This window comes from Mycobacterium alsense (assembly GCF_002086635.1).
Taxonomy (GTDB): Bacteria; Actinomycetota; Actinomycetes; order Mycobacteriales; family Mycobacteriaceae; genus Mycobacterium; species Mycobacterium alsense.
The window spans coordinates 104,192-122,441 of the sequence record NZ_MVHD01000011.1 but is presented as its reverse complement, the minus strand read 5'-3'; the positions used below and the strand labels follow the sequence as shown (position 1 = coordinate 122,441).

General features: G+C 65.6%; 3 protein-coding genes and 1 pseudogene. All 4 read left to right on the top strand.

Features of this window, described 5'->3' with window-relative positions:
- Positions 1 to 1,909 (top strand): beta-ketoacyl reductase (locus BST11_RS09495; RefSeq protein ID WP_211284687.1); only part of this gene is annotated, 1,909 nt, incomplete at its 5' end.
- Entirely contained in the window at positions 1,906 to 8,412 is a 6,507-nt protein-coding gene (locus BST11_RS09490) for a type I polyketide synthase (RefSeq protein ID WP_083137662.1), read from the top strand. The genes BST11_RS09495 and BST11_RS09490, both read left to right, overlap by 4 nt.
- A pseudogene (locus tag BST11_RS09485) lies at positions 8,409 to 13,791 on the top strand (type I polyketide synthase). The gene BST11_RS09490 and the pseudogene BST11_RS09485 overlap by 4 nt, the downstream one beginning before the upstream one ends.
- Positions 13,788 to 18,242: a type I polyketide synthase gene (locus BST11_RS09480; protein ID WP_083137661.1), complete on the top strand. Its 4,455-nt coding sequence runs from the start codon at positions 13,788 to 13,790 to the stop codon at positions 18,240 to 18,242. Before BST11_RS09485 ends, BST11_RS09480 begins: the two are co-directional and overlap by 4 nt.
- Positions 18,243 to 18,250 lie beyond the last annotated feature (8 nt).

Here is an 18,250-nt window from a genome sequence, read left to right as displayed (position 1 = left end):
CCCCGAACCACACCCCCAAATCCCCACCACACCCTGGCACCACACCCACCACTGGACCAACACCAAAGGAACGAGCTCACAAGAATTGGTGCCGTTGGGATCTGAGGACCAGGTCGCAAAGGACACGTGTGCAGAGCAGACAAGCGGTGGACTCCCATTCGATGACTGGTCTCATCAGATTGGATGGCAACCGCAGCCACACCTTGATCCTGAGCCAACCGGCGGAAAATGGCTGGTGGTGGGCCACACCGAACTAGCGCGAGAATTGGCCCGCATCACGGACGTGCTGGCCGACGATGTCGAGTCGGGCGCATCGGGTGAAGAGCGTAGCGTTGTCGGCTACGTGCTCTACGCTGCCCCGGCCCCTGACGACCCCATCGACGTCGCGTTGGCGTATCGGTTGTTTGATGAGGTGCGTGTGCTTGCTGCGGCGATGGCGGCCAGTGACATGTCGGCCAAGTTGATTATCGTGACGCGCAATGCCCAGCCGGTGTGTGAAGGAGATCGGGCCAACCCCGCCCACGGGGTGCTGTGGGGCCTGGGACGCACGCTGGCCCTAGAACACCCCGAAATCTGGGGCAAGATCATCGATTTCGACAGCTCAGTTCCCGCCGCGCTCCTAGCACGCCAGCTGCTCGAAGAAACCACCGCCACCGACGGGGAAGACCAGATTGTCTACCGGCAGGGCCAACGCCACGTACCCCGACTGCAACAGCGCAACCTGCCCACCGACGCAGTCACCCTCGACCCCGACGCCAGCCAACTGGTCATCGGCGCCACCGGCAACATCGGACCACATTTGATCCGCCAACTCGCCCACATGGGCGCCAAGACCATCGTCGCCGTATCACGCCAGCCCGGCCTACGCCTGCAAGCACTCACCGAAAGCCTCGCCGCCCAAGGCACCATCGTGGTCACCGTCGCCGCCGATGCCACCGACGAAACCGCGATGAGCGCACTGTTCAACAAATTCGGCGGCGACCTGCCCCCACTGGAAGGCATCTACCTGGCCGCCTTCGCCGGCCAGCCCACCCTGCTCAGCGAAATGACCAACGACGACATCGCGGCCATGTTCGCACCCAAACTCGACGCCGCCGCCCTGCTACACCGGCTGTCCCTCACCACACCGCTACGCCACTTCGTGTTGTTCTCCTCCATCTCAGGGCTGACCGGCTCACGCTGGCTAGCCCACTACACCGCCACCAGCGGCTACCTCGACACCCTGGCCTACGCACGCCGCGTAATGGGACTCCCAGCCACCACCATCAACTGGGGCCTATGGGAATCACTAGCCGACACCCAACACCAATTCACCCAAATCAGCCACGAATCCGGCCTCCAACCCATGAACGACACAACCGCCATCGCCGCACTACCCTTGCTCATGAGCCCCACCGCCGGAGTCCATTCCGTGCTGGTCGACGCGGACTGGCCACTACTGGCAGAGGCCTACCGAACCCGCGCAACCTTACACATCGTCGATGACCTAATTCGGGTGCACACCGTGAATCGCGCCAGGGCCGAAAGCGACTTCCGCATCGCGCTGCGGAAATGCCAGCCGGAGCGCCGACACGACATGCTGCTCGACCAGGTCGCCACGCTGGCCGCGAAGGTGATGGGTCGCGCGCCCACCGAGCCGCTGGATCCCTCGACAGGCTTTTTCCAACTAGGGATGGACTCCCTGATGAGCGTGACGCTGCAGCGAAGCCTGTCGGATGTGCTGGGTGAGTCTTTGCCGGCATCCGTGGTTTTCGATTACCCGACCGTGTACAGCCTGACCGACCACCTGTCCACCGAACTCCCCGAGCTGATCGAAGCGAAAAGCGGAAAGGCCGCCGACACCTACGCCGAGTTCACCGAAACCGAGTTGCTGGAACAACTTTCGGGCTGGCTGCGAGGAACGCGATGACCACCTCGCCCCCCGACCGCAGGGCCGTCATCACCGAGGCACTGCACAAGATCGAAGACCTCACCGCGCGTCTCGAGGCCGCGGAGAGTGCAAACACCGAACCGATCGCGGTGGTAGGGATGGGTTGCCGATTCCCGGGCGGGGCGAACAACCCGGAAGAGTTCTGGGACCTGTTGCGCGCCGGGCGAAGCGGCATCGTCCGCGTTCCTGCGAATCGATGGGATGCCGACGCATTATTCAGTGAGGACCACACCGTCCCGGGGACGATCTGCAATCGCGAAGGCGGCTTCCTAACGAGTTGGCAACCAAGCGAATTCGATGCCGAGTTCTTCTCCATCGCCCCACGTGAAGCAGCAGCGATGGATCCGCAACAGCGGTTGTTCCTCGAAGTGGCGTGGGAGTCGCTGGAGAACGCGGGGATCCCGCCGCCGGCCATTCGGGGTACACAAACCGCGGTCTTCGTCGGCGTCACCGCCTACGACTACATGCTCACCCTGTCCGGCGCGGTCTCGCCCGACGAACTCGACGCCTATGTGCTGACCGGCAACTCGGCGAACTTCGCCGCCGGGCGGATCGCCTACCTGCTCGGCGCCCGGGGTCCGGCGGTGGTCCTGGACACGGCGTGTTCGTCGTCGCTGGTGGCTATCCACCTGGCCTGTCAAAGCCTGCGCTTGCGCGAAAGCGACACGGCATTGGTGGGCGGAACCAACCTGCTGCTGACACCCGGCACCAGCATCGCCTGCTCGCGCTGGGGCATGCTGTCGCCGGACGGGCAGTGCAAAACCTTCGACGCGAGCGCTGACGGGTATGTACGCAGCGAGGGCTGCGGCGTCGTCGTCCTCAAGCGGTTGTCCGACGCGCAGCGGGACGGCAACCGCATCCTGGCCGTGGTGCGTGGGTCGGCGGTCAACCAGGATGGCGCCAGCAGTGGCGTGACTGTTCCTAACGGCCCGGCACAGCAGGAGTTGCTCCGCCAGGCGCTGAAGTCGGCCAAGTTGACGCCGGCCGATATCGACTACATCGAGGCGCACGGAACCGGAACTCCTCTCGGCGACCCCATCGAACTCGACGCACTGAGCAAGGTTTTCACCGATCGGGACGGCCGCGCTCCCCTGGTACTCGGAGCCGTGAAGACCAACCTCGGTCATCTGGAGGCCGCGGCCGGGATCGCCGGTTTCATCAAGACCGTGCTTGCCGTCACCCACGGCCGCATACCGCAGAACCTGAATTTCAACGCGCTCACTCCACATGCCGGCGAGGGTGTGTCACGGCTGTCCATCGCCGCTGAGGACACCGAATGGCCTGCGACCAAACACCCCCGGCGAGCCGGGGTGTCGTCGTTCGGCGTCAGTGGAACGAACGCGCACGTGGTGATCGAGCAGGCTCCCGAAGCAGTTTCCGTCCCGCGTGACGCCGCGCCTGTCGTGTCGACACTGGTGGTGTCGGGCAAGACGAGTGAGCGGGTCGCCGCGACGGCGGCGGTGCTGGCCGATTGGCTGGAAGGCCCAGGCGCCGAGGTCGCCTTGGCCGATGTGGCACACACCCTTAACCATCACCGTGCGCGGCAGCCCAAGGTCGCCACTGTGGCCGCCGTTGACCGGAAGCAGGCTGTGACTGGATTGCGTGCCCTGGCCGCCGGCGAACCCGCCCCGGGTGTGGTGGCCTGCCCGGAGGACTCGATTGGGCCCGGCACCGTATTCGTCTACTCGGGCCGCGGCTCACAGTGGGCGGGGATGGGGCGCCAGCTGCTGGCCGACGAGCCCGCATTCGCCGCGGCGATCGCAGACTTAGAACCCGTATTCGTTGCCGAGGCCAGGTTTTCGCTGCATGAGGTGATCGCCAACGGGAAAGAACTGGTCGGCATCGAGCAGATCCAGCTGGGTCTGATCGGCATGCAGCTCGCGCTCACCGCGCTGTGGCGCTCTTACGGTGTGACCCCCGATGCCGTGATCGGCCATTCCATGGGTGAGGTGGCCGCCGCGGTGGTCGCCGGGGCGCTCACCCCCGCCCAAGGGTTGCGGGTGACCACGACGCGGTCGCGGTTGATGGCTCCGTTGACCGGACAGGGCACCATGGCCCTGCTCGAGCTCGACGCCGCCGCCACCGAGGCACTGATCGCGGAGCATCCGCAAGTCACCCTGGCCATCTACGCGTCACCGCGCCAAACCGTCATCGCCGGCCCCACCCAAACGATCGATGACCTCATACAGAAGGTGCGGGCGCAAAACCGCTTCGCCAGCCGGGTCAACATCGAAGTCGCGCCACACAATCCGGCCATGGACGCCCTACAACCCCCGATGCGTTCGCAATTGGCCGACCTGACCCCCCAAACCCCGACAATCCCGGTCATCTCCACCACCTATGAGGACCTCGATACCCCTGCGGCCTTCGATGCCGAACACTGGGCCACCAACATGCGCAACCCGGTCCGCTTCCAACAAGCGATAACCCATGCCGCAGCCGACTACCACACCTTCATTGAGATCAGTGGTCATCCTTTGCTGACACATGCCATCGGTGAAAGCCTCACGGCGCGTGAAGGTCCCGGCTATCTCAGCGTCGGCACGCTGCAGCGCGACGCTCACGACACCCTGACCTTCCACACCAACCTCAACACCACTCATCGCAAGCATCCACCGCAGACCCCGCATGCATGCGGACCGCACCCCGTCCTTCCAACCACACCCTGGCAGCACACTCATCATTGGATCCCCGCAACGCCGCACGCGCGCCATTCGCCAGACACGCACCCCCTTCTTGGCATCGGTGTCACCGAACCCACCACGGGGACCCGGATATGGGAATGCGAACTGACCCCGAACCTGCTGTGGCTCGCCGATCACGTGATCGACGGCCTGTGCGTGCTGCCGGGTTCGGTCTACGCCGAGATCGCACTCGCGGCGGCGGCGGACGCGAACAACGAGTCGGATGACCCAGACCACCGGCCCTGGATGATCCGCGACCTCAGCCTCGAGCAGGTCCTCCACGTCACCGACGGCACCGTTCTCGTCACAACGCTCACGGGGGACGAGCGAACGTGCCACATCGAAATGCGCACCCACAACTCCGCGTCGGGGTGGACCAAACACGCTACCGCTACGGTTGCTCGCGAATCCGACTCGCAGATGCTGCAAACGGTTGTCGATGACTCCGATGACCTCGTGACGGAGCTTGCGCCCAACGGGCTTTACGACCGGCTGCGCGGCGCCGGGCAACAACACGGGCCGGCGTTTCGCGGCATCGTGGGTCTCACCGCCACCCGTTCCGGTGCCGCCTGCGCAGAAGTGCGGCTTCCTCCTTCGGCAAAGGCGGGCTCCCGCCACTTCGCATTGCATCCAGTAATGATGGACATTGCGGTGCAGGCACTGGGCGCAACCCAGCAGGCGACCGAGTTGGCCCAAGGCCAGACCGCTCGCCAAACCATCGTGTTGCCAACACGTTTCGCCGGCATCCATGTCTACGGCGACATCACGGACGGCGTCCGCTCGATGGCCACACTTGAACCCACCGACAGCCGGGACCGGTTCGTTGGCAACATAGTGCTCACCGACCCGGACGGCCACCCGCTGCTCGTCATCGACGAAGTGGAGATGGCGGTGCTGGGGCCGGGGGCCGCGGCGATGGAACTCACCGGCCGCATGTTCACGACCGAGTGGGAGCCCGCCCCTCGGGACAAGCCGCCAAGCACCCTCGGCGGTGTGTTGTTGGTCGGCGACTCCTCCACCGGCGACCCGCTGCTGCCTGCGCTGCAGTCGTCACTGCGAGACGCCGTCGCCGACCTCCACGTGATATCCCTGACGGACGCTGCGGAACTTCGCTCGACGATCACCCGGCGCCGCGAGTGGGACGGCATCGTCGTGGTCTGCCCACCACGAGCCGCCGATGAGTCGGTGCCGGAGCAAAGCCAGCTGGACCTGGCCCTGACGCGCACGATGCTGATAGCGGACATCGTCAAGGCCGTGACCCGAATGGGCACCCGGAATACGCCGCGGCTGTGGATCGTCACCCGCGGCGCGCAACAATTCGACCCCGCTGATCGAGTCACGCTGGCACAGGCAGGACTTCGGGGAATCGCGCGCGTCCTGACATTCGAGCACCCCGAACTCAAGGCGACGGTCGTCGACATCGAGGCCGGCGGCACTGACGAACTTGGCGCGCTGACCCAGGAGCTGCTCGCCGGTTGCGACGCCGACGAACTCGCTTTCCGGGGCAGGCAACGATATGTAAACCGACTAATGGCGGCGCCCACCACGGCCAGTGGTGACCTCGCCCGTGACCCTCGCCGCATCATCGTGAACCTGGACGGCGGCGGCGCGGTTCGTTTGCAGGTCGACCAACCCGGGCGGCTGGATGGGCTGCGACTGCATGCGATGAAGCGGATCCCGCCTGGGCCCGGTCAGGTGGAGCTCCGCGTCCTCGCCGCGGGCCTCAACTTCAGCGACGTGCTCAAGGCGATGGGTGTGTACCCCGGACTCGATGGCGCGCCGCCCGTGATCGGGGGCGAATGCGTCGGGGTCGTGACGCACATCGGTGCCGGCGTCGACTCCGTCGAGATCGGGCAGCGCGTGATTGCCTTCGGCCCCGGCACATTCGGCACTCATCTGACCACGCTCGCTGACCTCACCGCCCCTGCCCCCGGCACATTGTCGGATCCCGAAGCCGCGGCATTCGGCATCGCGTACCTGACCGCCTGGCATTCGCTCTGCGAGATCGGGCGACTGGCCCCGGGTGAACGCGTGCTCATCCATTCAGCCACCGGTGGCGTCGGGCTGGCGGCGATTTCGATCGCCAAGATGATCGGCGCGCGGATCTACACCACAGCCGGCTCGGATGCCAAACGCGAAATGCTGCGTGGGCTTGGCATCGAGTACGTCGGGAATTCGAGGAGTGTGGACTTCGCGGATGAGATACTCGATGTCACGGACGGTTACGGTGTGGACGTCATCCTCAATTCGCTTCCAGGCCAAGCGATCCAACGCGGGGTGAGAATACTCGCACCAGGTGGACGGTTTATCGAGCTAGGCAAAAAGGATGTCCACGCCAATGCCAACTTGGGTCTGGCCGCATTGGCGAAAAGCGCATCATTCACGGTCGTCGACCTCGACTTGAATCTGAAGCTGCAACCGGCGCAATACCGAAGGAAGCTCCAAGACATCCTGCAGCATGTGACGGATCGCAAACTGCAGCCGCTTCCGGTTACGGTCTTCAGGCTCCACGACGCGGGAGACGCTTTCGCACTGATGGCGTCCGGCCGGCATACCGGCAAAATCGCCGTCTCGATACCGGGCTCCGGGAACGTCGAAGCGATCGCCTGTCCGCCACCACAGCTGTTGGTCAGCTCAGACGGCGGATACGTCATCGTGGGCGGCATGGGGGGCCTCGGCTTCGCCGTTGCTCGGTGGCTCGCGGAGCAAGGCGCGGGACTGGTTGTCCTCAACGGGCGTTCGGCTCCGAATGATGACGTTGCAACCGCGATCGCAGAACTCAACGCCGCTGGGCGCCGAATCGAGGTGGTAGTCGGTGACATCTCCCAACCCGACACCGCCGAGCGGCTGGTCCAAAGGGTCGAAGGCCACGGCTTCCGAGTGGCCGGAGTCTTGCACAGCGCAATGGTCCTCGATGACGAGATCGTATTGAATATGTCCGACTCAGCCGCACGACGCGTGTTCGCACCGAAAGTCACCGGGAGCTGGCGTCTTCATCAGGCCACCGCCAACTTGAACCTGGACTGGTGGTTGACGTTCTCGTCGGCGTCTTCGTTGCTGGGCGCCCCAGGCCAGGGCGCTTACGCCGCCGCGAACGCATGGGTCGATGGTCTGGTCGCCTACCGGCGTTTCCTTGGACTGCCCGCCGTCGGAATCAACTGGGGCCCATGGGCCGAAGTGGGACGAGCCCAATCCTTCGCCGATCTCGGCGTCTCGATGATCTCGGTCGAGCAGGGGCTGGCAGCAATGCAGCGCGTGCTGGCGGCCGACCGGGCGCATACCGGTGTGTTCAGCCTCGACGCGCGCCAGTGGTTCCAATCCTTCCCCGCCGCTGCGGGATCATCCCTGTTTGCCAAGTTGCACAACACGACAAAGCCGGAGCGGCGCGGCGGCGGAGCGATGCGCGCGGAATTGGATGCCATCGACCCCGGCGAGCGCGCGGGCCGCCTCGCGGCGGCGATCGCCGACGAGATCCGGGCGGTGGTGCGCTCGGGCGGGCCAATCGATCATGACCGGCCGATGGAGTCGCTCGGACTGGATTCGCTGATGGCACTGGAGTTGCGGAACCGGTTGGAATACCGGCTCGGCACCACATTGCCGGCCGCCCTCGTCTGGGCATACCCGACGGTCAACGACCTAGCCGCCGCCATGTGCGAGCGCCTGGGCTACGCGACAACCGACGACACCGCGGAGACGCCCGATGCGGAGGCCGCGTTGTCGGTTGAGGACATGGAATTGCTGTCCGACCTTGTCGCTGCGAGCGAACTGGAAACGGCGGCGGGAGGCAGCGAGCAATGACCGGTCTCGCTGAGCGTGCGGCGCAAATGTCACCGAAGGCGCGCGAGGTACTGGCGCGTGAACTCGTCCGCGCGGGAACGGCATTCCCGACCGATATCGCCGAACCCGTGGCGATCATCGGGGTCGGATGCCGGTTGCCGGGGGGTGTGAATGGACCGGAGAGCTTCTGGCAGCTACTGATCGAGGGCCGGGACGCTGTCGGCGAGGTGCCGTCCGACCGGTGGGACGCGGACGCGTACTACGATCCGGACCCACAGGCACCGGGGAAGATGACGACGAAGTGGGGGGGGGTTCGTCGATGACGTCGCCGGGTTCGACGCCGACTTCTTTGGCATCACCCCACGCGAAGCCGAGGCGATGGACCCCCAGCAGCGGATATTGCTCGAGGTTGCCTGGGAGGCGCTCGAACACGCCCGCATGTCACCGGATTCACTGGGCGGCACTCGAACCGCCGCAATGATGGGCTTGTCGGCGTGGGATTACACGATCCTCAATCTAGAGCACCGCGCCGAGATCGACGCCTACATGAGCACCGGCAACCCGCACAGCGCCGCGGTGGGGCGGATTTCCTATCTGCTCGGGCTGCGTGGTCCGGCCGTCGCCGTGGACACCGCCTGTTCGTCATCATTGGTGGCGGTCCACCTTGCCTGCCAAAGCCTGCGCCTGCGCGAAAGCGACGTGGCGCTGGCGGGCGGGGTGCACCTGTCGTTGTCGCCATTCACCAGCATCGCGATGTCCAAGTGGTCCGCCCTGTCGCCGACAGGTCGGTGCAGGGCCTTTGACGCGATGGCCGACGGGTTCGTGCGCGGCGAGGGGTGCGAAGTGCTGGTCCTCAAGCGGTTGGCCGATGCGGCGCGCGACGACGACCGTGTGCTGGCAGTCATCCGCGGTTCGGCGATCAATCAGGACGGGCGCTCCAACGGCATGACCGCCCCGAGCGCGGCTGCGCAGCGCGAGGTGATCACCGCGGCGCTGCGGCTGGCCGACGTGCCTGGGGGCAGCGTGGACTATATCGAAACACACGGCACCGGAACAATTTTGGGCGACCCGATCGAATTCGAGGCGCTGGCCGCCACCTACGGACGAGGCAGCGGCCGCTGCGCGCTCGGGTCGGTCAAGACGAACCTCGGACATCTGGAGGCGGCCGCTGGGGTCACCGGACTGATCAAGGCGATCCTGGCCGTGGAGCGGGGACACATTCCGCAAAATTTGCATTTCAGCCGTTGGAATCCGGCGATCGACGCCTCGTCCAGCCGGTTTTTCGTGCCCACCGAGGGCGCCGACTGGCCAAGCGGCGCCACGCGTCGCGCGGCGGTGTCGTCGTTCGGACTGAGTGGCACGAATGCTCACCTCGTGATCGAGCAGGCGCCCGCTACGGCGCCCATACCGCGGACCGCCTCTGGGGCAGTGGTTTCGACGTTGGTAGTGTCCGGCAAGTCGTCGAGGCGGTTGGCCTCGACTGCCGCGGCCCTGGCCGACTGGATGGACGGCCAGGGCGCCACGGTATCGCTGGCAGACCTGGCACACACGTTGTATCGTCGCCGGGCCCGTCATTCCGAGTCCGGTGCCGTCATCGCCCGGGACCTCCGCGCTGCGGCTACGGGGTTGCGGGCCTTGGCCGCTGGCAGCCCAGCGCCCGGCGTCGTGGGGGCGATCACGGCCACTCGCGGCAACGGCACGGTATTCGTGTACTCCGGCCAGGGTTCGCAATGGGTGGGGATGGGCCGCCAACTGTTGGCTGACGAACCGGCTTTCGCCGCCGCCATCGGCGAACTGGAACCCGAATTCGTTGCCCAGACCGGCTTTTCGCTACGCGAAACCCTGGTGGAGGGCCGCGAGGTGGAAGGCATCCACAACACCCAGCCGGTGCTGGTGGCCATGCAACTAGCGCTGACCGCGCTGTGGCGCCACTACGGCGTCGAACCCGACGCCGTAATCGGACACTCGATGGGCGAGGTGTCGGCCGCGGTTGTAGCCGGCGCGCTGACCGCGACAGAAGGGCTGCGGGTGATCGCCAACCGCTCACGTTTGATGGCGCGGCTATCCGGTCAGGGTGCGATGGCCCTGCTGGAACTCTGCGGCGGCGCCGTCGAGGCGCTCCTCGCCGACTACCCGCAGGTGACGCTGGCCGTACACGCCTCACCGCGCCAATCGGTCATCGCGGGTCCCCCCGAGCAGGTCGACGCGATCATCGCTGCGGTGACCCAGCAGAACCTACTGGCGCGCCGCGTCGACGTCGACGTGGCTTCCCATCACCCGATCATCGAGCCGATACTGCCGCAACTGCGTTCGGCGCTAGCCGATTTGGCGCCCAGGCGGCCGACGATCCCGATGATTACCACGACGTGCGACAATCCGGCACCGCTGCTCGATGCCGACTACTGGGCCGCGAACCTGCGCGAGCCGGTCCGCTTCCACCAAGCCATCACCGGCGCCGGCGCCGACCACCGTACCTTCATCGAGGTTAGTCCTCACCCGTTACTCACTCATGCCATCGCCGACACCCTCGGCGATGCCGACACACACGCCATCGGCACCCTCGAACGCGATGCCGACGACACCGTCACCTTTCACGCGCGTCTCGCCGCGGTGGGGAAAGCCGCACCGGCCACCACCGAAGGCCGACCAGTCGACATTCCCGTAACACCCTGGCAGCACGACAATTTCTGGGTCGCCGATCGGTCAGCGATGTCGGACTCTTCCGACGCCCATCCACTGCTCGGCCGCCACATCGAGGTCCCGTCGAGCCGGGACCATGTCTGGCAGGTCGATGTCGGCACCCAGGTGGCCCCGTGGCTCGCCGACCACAAGGTGTTCGGCCAAGCCACCATGCCGGCCGCGGCATTCGCCGAGATCGCCCTGGCCGCAGCCAGCGAAGCGTTCGGCGTGCCGGCCGACGCCCTGTCCATCTACCAACTCGAGGTCGAGCAGATGCTCCCCCTCAACGACCACACACAGCTGGCCACCCAGTTGACCCCTGGCGCCGATGAGAAGACCCGTATCGAAATCTATTGCCGCTCAACCGAGCGCCGCTGGTCTCGACACGCCACGGCCAAGGCCGAAAGGCGGATGCCGGATGCCTCCCCCAATCAGGCCGCGCCCACCGGTGGCGCAAGCGAAACGGCCGTCAAGCCAACCGACCTGTACGCTGCGCTGCGGCGCATCGGTCAACACCACGGTCCCGCTTTCGCGGCCCTAACGACGATTCACCGTCTACCGGGCGGTTGCGCCGAGACCGAGATCGTCCTGCCGGACGAAGCGCCCCGTGACTCGAGGTATCGGATCCATCCGGTGATGCTGGACGCGGCCTTGCAAAGCCTGGCGGCCGCGATGCCGGACGAGGAAATGACCGGCGCGGGCGAAACCAGCTATCTGCCAGTGTCATTCGAAAGTTTGCGAGTATACGGCAACCCGGGCCGGCGCGCCCGCTGCCGGTGTTCGTTAGCCAGCCTTGATGAAAGTGGAACGGGAAAGATCGGCAAAATCGTCCTCACCGACGAGGCCGGGACGACCACGGCAGAGATCAACGACATCTATCTGCGGCGCGTGGAACGGCGCAGCGTGCCGCTTCCGCTGTCGCAGAAGGTCTTCGACACAGTCTGGGTGACCAAACCTCTCGGTGCCGTGCACATCGAGCCATCCGGTAGTTGGCTCGTGCTCGCCGACGCGCCAGCACCCGAGATCGAACAATTCGTAGCCGGCTGGCGCACCCCCGCACGCCGAGTGCTCACGGCCGACCTGAACGACGAGGCTGCCGTGCTGGCCGCATTTGCCGAAACGGCAGGCGATCCCGACTACCTTCCCGTTGGTGTGGTCGCCTTCGTCGGATCCAATCCGGGCGTCACCGACGCCGGCATCGCCCGCGCAAAGGGATCGGTCTGGGCGATTTCGACCGTCGTTCGCGCGATCGTCGGCGGCTGGCATGGCCAGCCGCCTCGGCTGTGGCTCATTAGCACCGGCGGCCTTGCGGTTCATGACGAGCCGGGACAACCCGGGATCGGCGCATTGAAGGGCCTGGTGCGTGTGCTGGCCTACGAGCACCCCGAGCTGAGCACCACGCTCGTTGACCTCGATGCGGATTGGGACCCAACGGCAGCGTTGACCGCCGAATTGACTGCGGTGGTCAGCGACTCGATCGATGACGTGATTGCATGGCGACGTGGGCGGCGCTACGTCGAGCGGCTTTCGCGGGCCACCCTCGGCGAGTCCACGACCGACGATGTCGTCCGGGCCGGGGCGTCATACATCATCACCGGCGGGCTGGGCGGGCTCGGCTTGGTGTTCGCGCGGTGGCTGGTGGACAGCGGCGCGGGCCGAGTCGTCCTCAACGGCCGCGGCGAACCCTCACACGAACAGCGCACGGTCTTGGCAGAGCTGGAAGACATGGCTGAAATCGTCGTCGTCACCGGCGATGTGGCGGCTGAAGGTGTCGCAGAAAGGCTAGTGGCCGCTGCGGGCGAGTCATCCCTGCGCGGCATCCTGCACGGGGCCGCGGTCCTTGACGACAGCCTCGTGTTTTCCATGACCAAGGAGAGCCTCGAAAGCGTGTGGGCCCCCAAGGTCGTCGGTGCCCAGCGAATGCACCAAGCAAGCACTCGCTGTGAACTGGACTGGTGGCTAGGCTTTTCGTCTACCGCTTCCATGCTGGGCGGTCCCGGACAGAGCTCATACGGGTCCGCCAGCGCTTGGCTCGACGCGCTGGTCGACTGGCGACGTGCATCAGGCCTGCCGGCGGCCGTAATCAACTGGGGACCGTGGGCAGAGGTCGGGCTTGCCCGCAGCCTCACGGGCGGTCCCCTGGATCCAATCACGCCTGCCGAGGGCATCACGGCGCTGGAAGTGTTGCTACGCACCCGCCGGTGCCACACCGGCGTGGGACGGCTGCGTCCCGATCGGGCGCTGATCGCCTTCCCAGAAATCCGCAGCCTCGGTTATTTCACCGACGTGGTCGAGGAACTAGACTCCGCCGGCGACGGCGGTGACTGGGCGGGTCCCGACGCGCTGACCGGACTCGAGCCCGGCGAAGCACAAGGCATGATGACGGAACGACTGCGCACGCGCGTGGCTGCGGTGATGGGCTACGCCGACCGATCGGCCGTCGACGTTACCGTGCCGCTGGTCGACTTGGGTATGGATTCCCTGATGGCCGTGCGGATCCGCAACACGGCCCGTGTGGATTTCGGGGTCGAACCGCCGGTGACGCTGCTGTTACAGGGCGCGTCGCTACAAGACCTCACGGCCGATCTCGCCCGCCAGATCGGTCTCCGAGAGGACTCGTGGGCACTCGACTCGGACGATGAGGTTCGCGACCGGGCACAGCAGCGCGCGGCGGCGCGTCAACAAGCCGCGATGCGGCGGAAGCGAGGACAACCACGATGAGCACCGATCCGGAGTCGTACGCAAAGAGTTTGCCGGCCAGCGCAATCGCGGTCGTTGGTATGGCCGGTAAGTTCCCGGGGGCGAATAGCGTCTCGGAGTTCTGGGACAATCTGCGACGCGGCGAGGAATCCATCGTCACATTCTCAGAGGAAGAACTACGGGCTGCCGGGATTGGCGATGAAGCATTGGCAAATCCCGCGTATGTCCGGCGGGCACCGGTCATCCAAGGATTCGACGAGTTCGACGCTGAGTACTTCGGCTTCCCACCGCAATCCGCTCGGCTGCTGGATCCACAACACCGACTGTTTCTTCAGTGCGCTTGGCACGCGTTCGAGGACGCCGGCTGCGATCCGGCGCGGTTCGGCGGCTCAATCGGTGTCTACGGAACCAGCTCCCCCAGCGGCTACCTCCTGCACAACCTGATGTCGCACCGTGCCGGCGACGCCGCCATGGGGCAGGGCCTCAATTTCGAACAATTCAACCTGTTCCTCCAGAACGACAAGGATTTCCTGGCAACGCGGGCATCCCACCAATTCAATCTTCGAGGACCGAGCATCACGGTCCAGACCGCATGCTCGTCGTCGCTCGTTGCGGTCCATTTGGCCTGTCAGAGCCTGCTCAGCGGGGAATGCGACATGGCGCTTGCCGGGGGGGTGTCACTGTCGATCCCCCACCATGTGGGTTACTGGAACTCGCCGGGATCGATGGTATCGGCGGTGGGGCACTGCCGGCCCTTCGATGTGCGGGCCGATGGCACGGTGTTCGGCAGCGGCGTGGCCATCGTGGTTCTCAAACCGCTGCAGGCCGCCATCGAGGCCGGCGACCGAATTCATGCCGTCATCCGCGGTTCGGCGATCAATAACGACGGATCCATGAAAATGGGTTACGCGGCGCCAAATCCGGCCGCTCAAGCCCATGTCATCGCCGAAGCCCACGCCGTGGCGGGCATCGATGCCTCCACCGTGAGCTACGTCGAGACACACGGAACGGGTACCCCGCTAGGCGACCCCATCGAAGTCCAGGGTCTGCGAACCGCATTCGCCGTATCGGCGGCAACCCGTGCGGCTCCCTGTGTTCTAGGCTCGGTCAAGTCGAACATCGGCCACCTGGAGGTGGCGGCCGGTGTTGTGGGTCTGATCAAAACCATTCTGTGCCTGAAGAACAAAGCGATCCCGGCGACGCTGCACTACACGGCCCCCAACCCGGAACTGCGTCTCGACGAGACCCCGTTCACCGTGCAAAGTGCGTACGGCCCCTGGGAATGGGAGGGCACGCTGCGGGCCGGGGTCAGCTCGTTCGGCGTGGGGGGGACCAACGCGCACGTCGTGATTGAGGAGGCGCCCCCTGCCGCAGCGCGGCTCGAGCCCGCCGGCCCGCAGGTGCTGCTCGTTTCGGCGGAAGACGAAGTGGCACTTCAGGAATCCCGTGTTGCGCTGGCGGCGGCATTGGTCAGGCCGGATGCTCCTGCCCTAACCGACGCCGCGTTTACCCTCTCCGGGCGCCGCAAACACCGCCTCAGCATGGTGGCGGTAGTTCACGACCGTGAACACGCGGCGACGGTGTTGCGCGCATCCGACCACGACAACGTTTTTGTCGGGGAATCCATCGGCGAGAATACCGAATCCGGCTCAGAACTCCTCGTGTTCATGTTCCCCGGGCAGGGCGCCCAGCACGTAGGGATGGCCCAAGGCCTGTACGCCTCCGAACCTGTCTTCGCCGAACACTTCGACAGGTGCGCCTCCCGCTTCCGTAACGAGATGGGCATCGACCTACGCGCCGAGATATTCGGCGACGCCACAACAGACTTGGAGCGGATTGACTATTCTCAGCCGGCCCTGTTTACGGTCGAATACGCACTTACGCGGCTGGTCGAAACATACGGGGTGCGCGCTGGAGCGTACATCGGCTACAGCACCGGTGAATACATCGCGGCCACCCTGGCCGGGGTATTCGATCTCGACACGGCAATCAAAACGGTGTCACTGCGCGCCCGCCTGATGCATGAGTCCCCACCGGGTTCCATGGTCGCGGTGGCAGTGGGTCCCAAAGTCATCGCCCCGTACCTGGCGGAATACGCCCACAAAGGGGTGGACCTTTCCGCAGTGAACGATCCCGGCCACTGCGTCGTCGCGGGGCCGAATGACGAGATCCGGGCCTTCACCCAACGTCTTCGCGAGGTCGGCATCACTGCCCGACGGGTCCGCGCGACCCACGCGTTCCACTCCAGTTCGATGGATCCCATGGCCGCACAGTTCCAGGAGTTCCTTTCCGGCATCGAGCTTCGGCGCCCGCACACCCCTTTGCTCAGCAACCTGACGGGAACGTGGATGACCGACGAACAGGTCACCGACCCCGCGAGCTGGGCCCGCCAAATCAGCTCCACGATCAGGTTTGCCGACGAGGTCGGCGTGGCGCTGAGCGAGCCGGGTCGGATCCTCGTCGAGGTGGGCCCGGGTGGGGGCCTGACGGGGTCAGCAATGCGGCACCCGAAGTGGTCGGACGGCCACCGCGCGATTCGGCTCATGCGGCATCCGATCCAGAACAGCGATGATCGAGACACCTTCTTGCTCGGCCTCGGTCAACTGTGGGCGGCAGGCGTGCAAGTCGATTGGTCGCCAGCAACGGGACCGAATCCGCGAATCGTGTCACTCCCCGGATACCCCTTTGCCCATCAACGGCATTGGATCGATCCGACGCCGATCACCTGGACCGATCGACCCGCCCTATCGAACACCCCCATTAACGACGCCAGCACCCACTCCAAACGGGCTGCCGATGGCAAGGTGCAAACCGAAGCGGCACTACGGCAGATCTGGCTGCGCTGTTTGGGCGTCAAATCGATCGACCGCAATGCCAATTTCTTCGACCTCGGCGGCGATTCACTGATCTCGATCGGCATCTCGGCCGCCGCCACCGATGCAGGTTTGGATGTCACGCCGCAGGATCTTTACCGACATCCGACACTGGCCATGCTGGCAACGCACGTCGACGCTAAGGAAGCGGCAGGCAGCTTGGCGAAACCTCTTGACCTGACCGCCCATTTCGCGGTGCCGCCGAATGTCGCGCAGTTTTTCGATCAAGGTGTGCAAGAGCCCGGCCGCTGGCGGTTCCCCCTCGTCTTCCGACTCGCGCCGGGCGTGGGCGTTGAGGACGTCCGGTCCGTGCTCACCGCGGTGACTAACCATCACGACGCGTTGCGCCTTCGTCTCGTCGAGCGTGCAGGGGCGTGGGAGCAGCACATCGCGCCACCGCAGGAATTCGACCGGCTGTCGACCCGTTCGCTTTCCGGCGACGTCGAAGCCAGCTCGGACCGCCTGCCCGCTGCGCTGCCAGCCGCGGTGCGAGACATCGTTGCTGAGGCTGTGGCGCTAAATGACTTGTCCGCGCTGTTGACCGCCACCCATGTTTCGGGCCCGGAGTCCATTGGGCAAGACGCCAGCTACCTGATCTTGTCGGTACACGAGATCGTAGCGGACAACGCTTCTCGCGAGATCCTGCTGGCCGACCTGCTCACCGCATTCACCCAGCGACTTGCGGGTGAGGACATCGTGCTGCGCCTTGCCAGCGCCGAATGGCGCGAATGGTCTCTGCGTTCCGCGACCCTGGCGACGCACCCGGCGGTCCTGGGTACCCGAGACTTCTGGCTGGAGAACTCCACCAGATCAACGCTGCGGCTGGGCGACCCCGAGGTATCCGACCGGCCACATTTCAGCGACCTGGCCCGGCTACCGTCGGCGCTGACCGTTGATCAGACAGCCGAGATCGACGACGCCCGCCGCAGACTCGGCGTGTCGATGGAGGAAATCCTGCTGGCGACGTTGGGCCGGACGATGGCCCAAACTGTGGGCGAGGGCTTGATCTCGGTGGATTTGGAAGGCACTGGGCGGACGGTGCTGAGACCCGAGGTGGACCTGCGCAGGACTGTCGGCCGCTTCACGACGGTCTACCCCGTCCCGGTACCGTGCACGGGGGACAGCGACGCGGCGACGCTGCTGTCCACAGTTGGCGACACCCTCAAGTCCGTCCCCCACCACGGAATCGGCTACGCACTACTGCGTTACGTCTATGCGCCCACCGCGCGGCAATTGGCGGCGACGGGCTCCGCCGACATCCACTTCCGGTACGTGGGCATGATTCCGCAGCTGCCCCCCACCGATGCGCCGATTCAATTTGATTCCGACACGATTTCGGCAATCGGACCGGTTCGCGACACAATTCCGGGTCTGGGCCACGCCATGGAGTTTCGGGTGTACCGCCACTCGGGCATGCTTCATCTCGATTGGTGGTGCGACACAAGCCGCGTTGCACGCGCAACGGCCGAGCTTCTGGCACACCGATTCCCGCTAGCCCTACGGGTTCTCATCGATGACGCCATCCGCACCGTCCCCGGCGAAGCCGACGGCGCATCAAGGCCTGTGGACCTGGCCCTCGTGGACTTGTCCGGCGCATAACGTTCGAG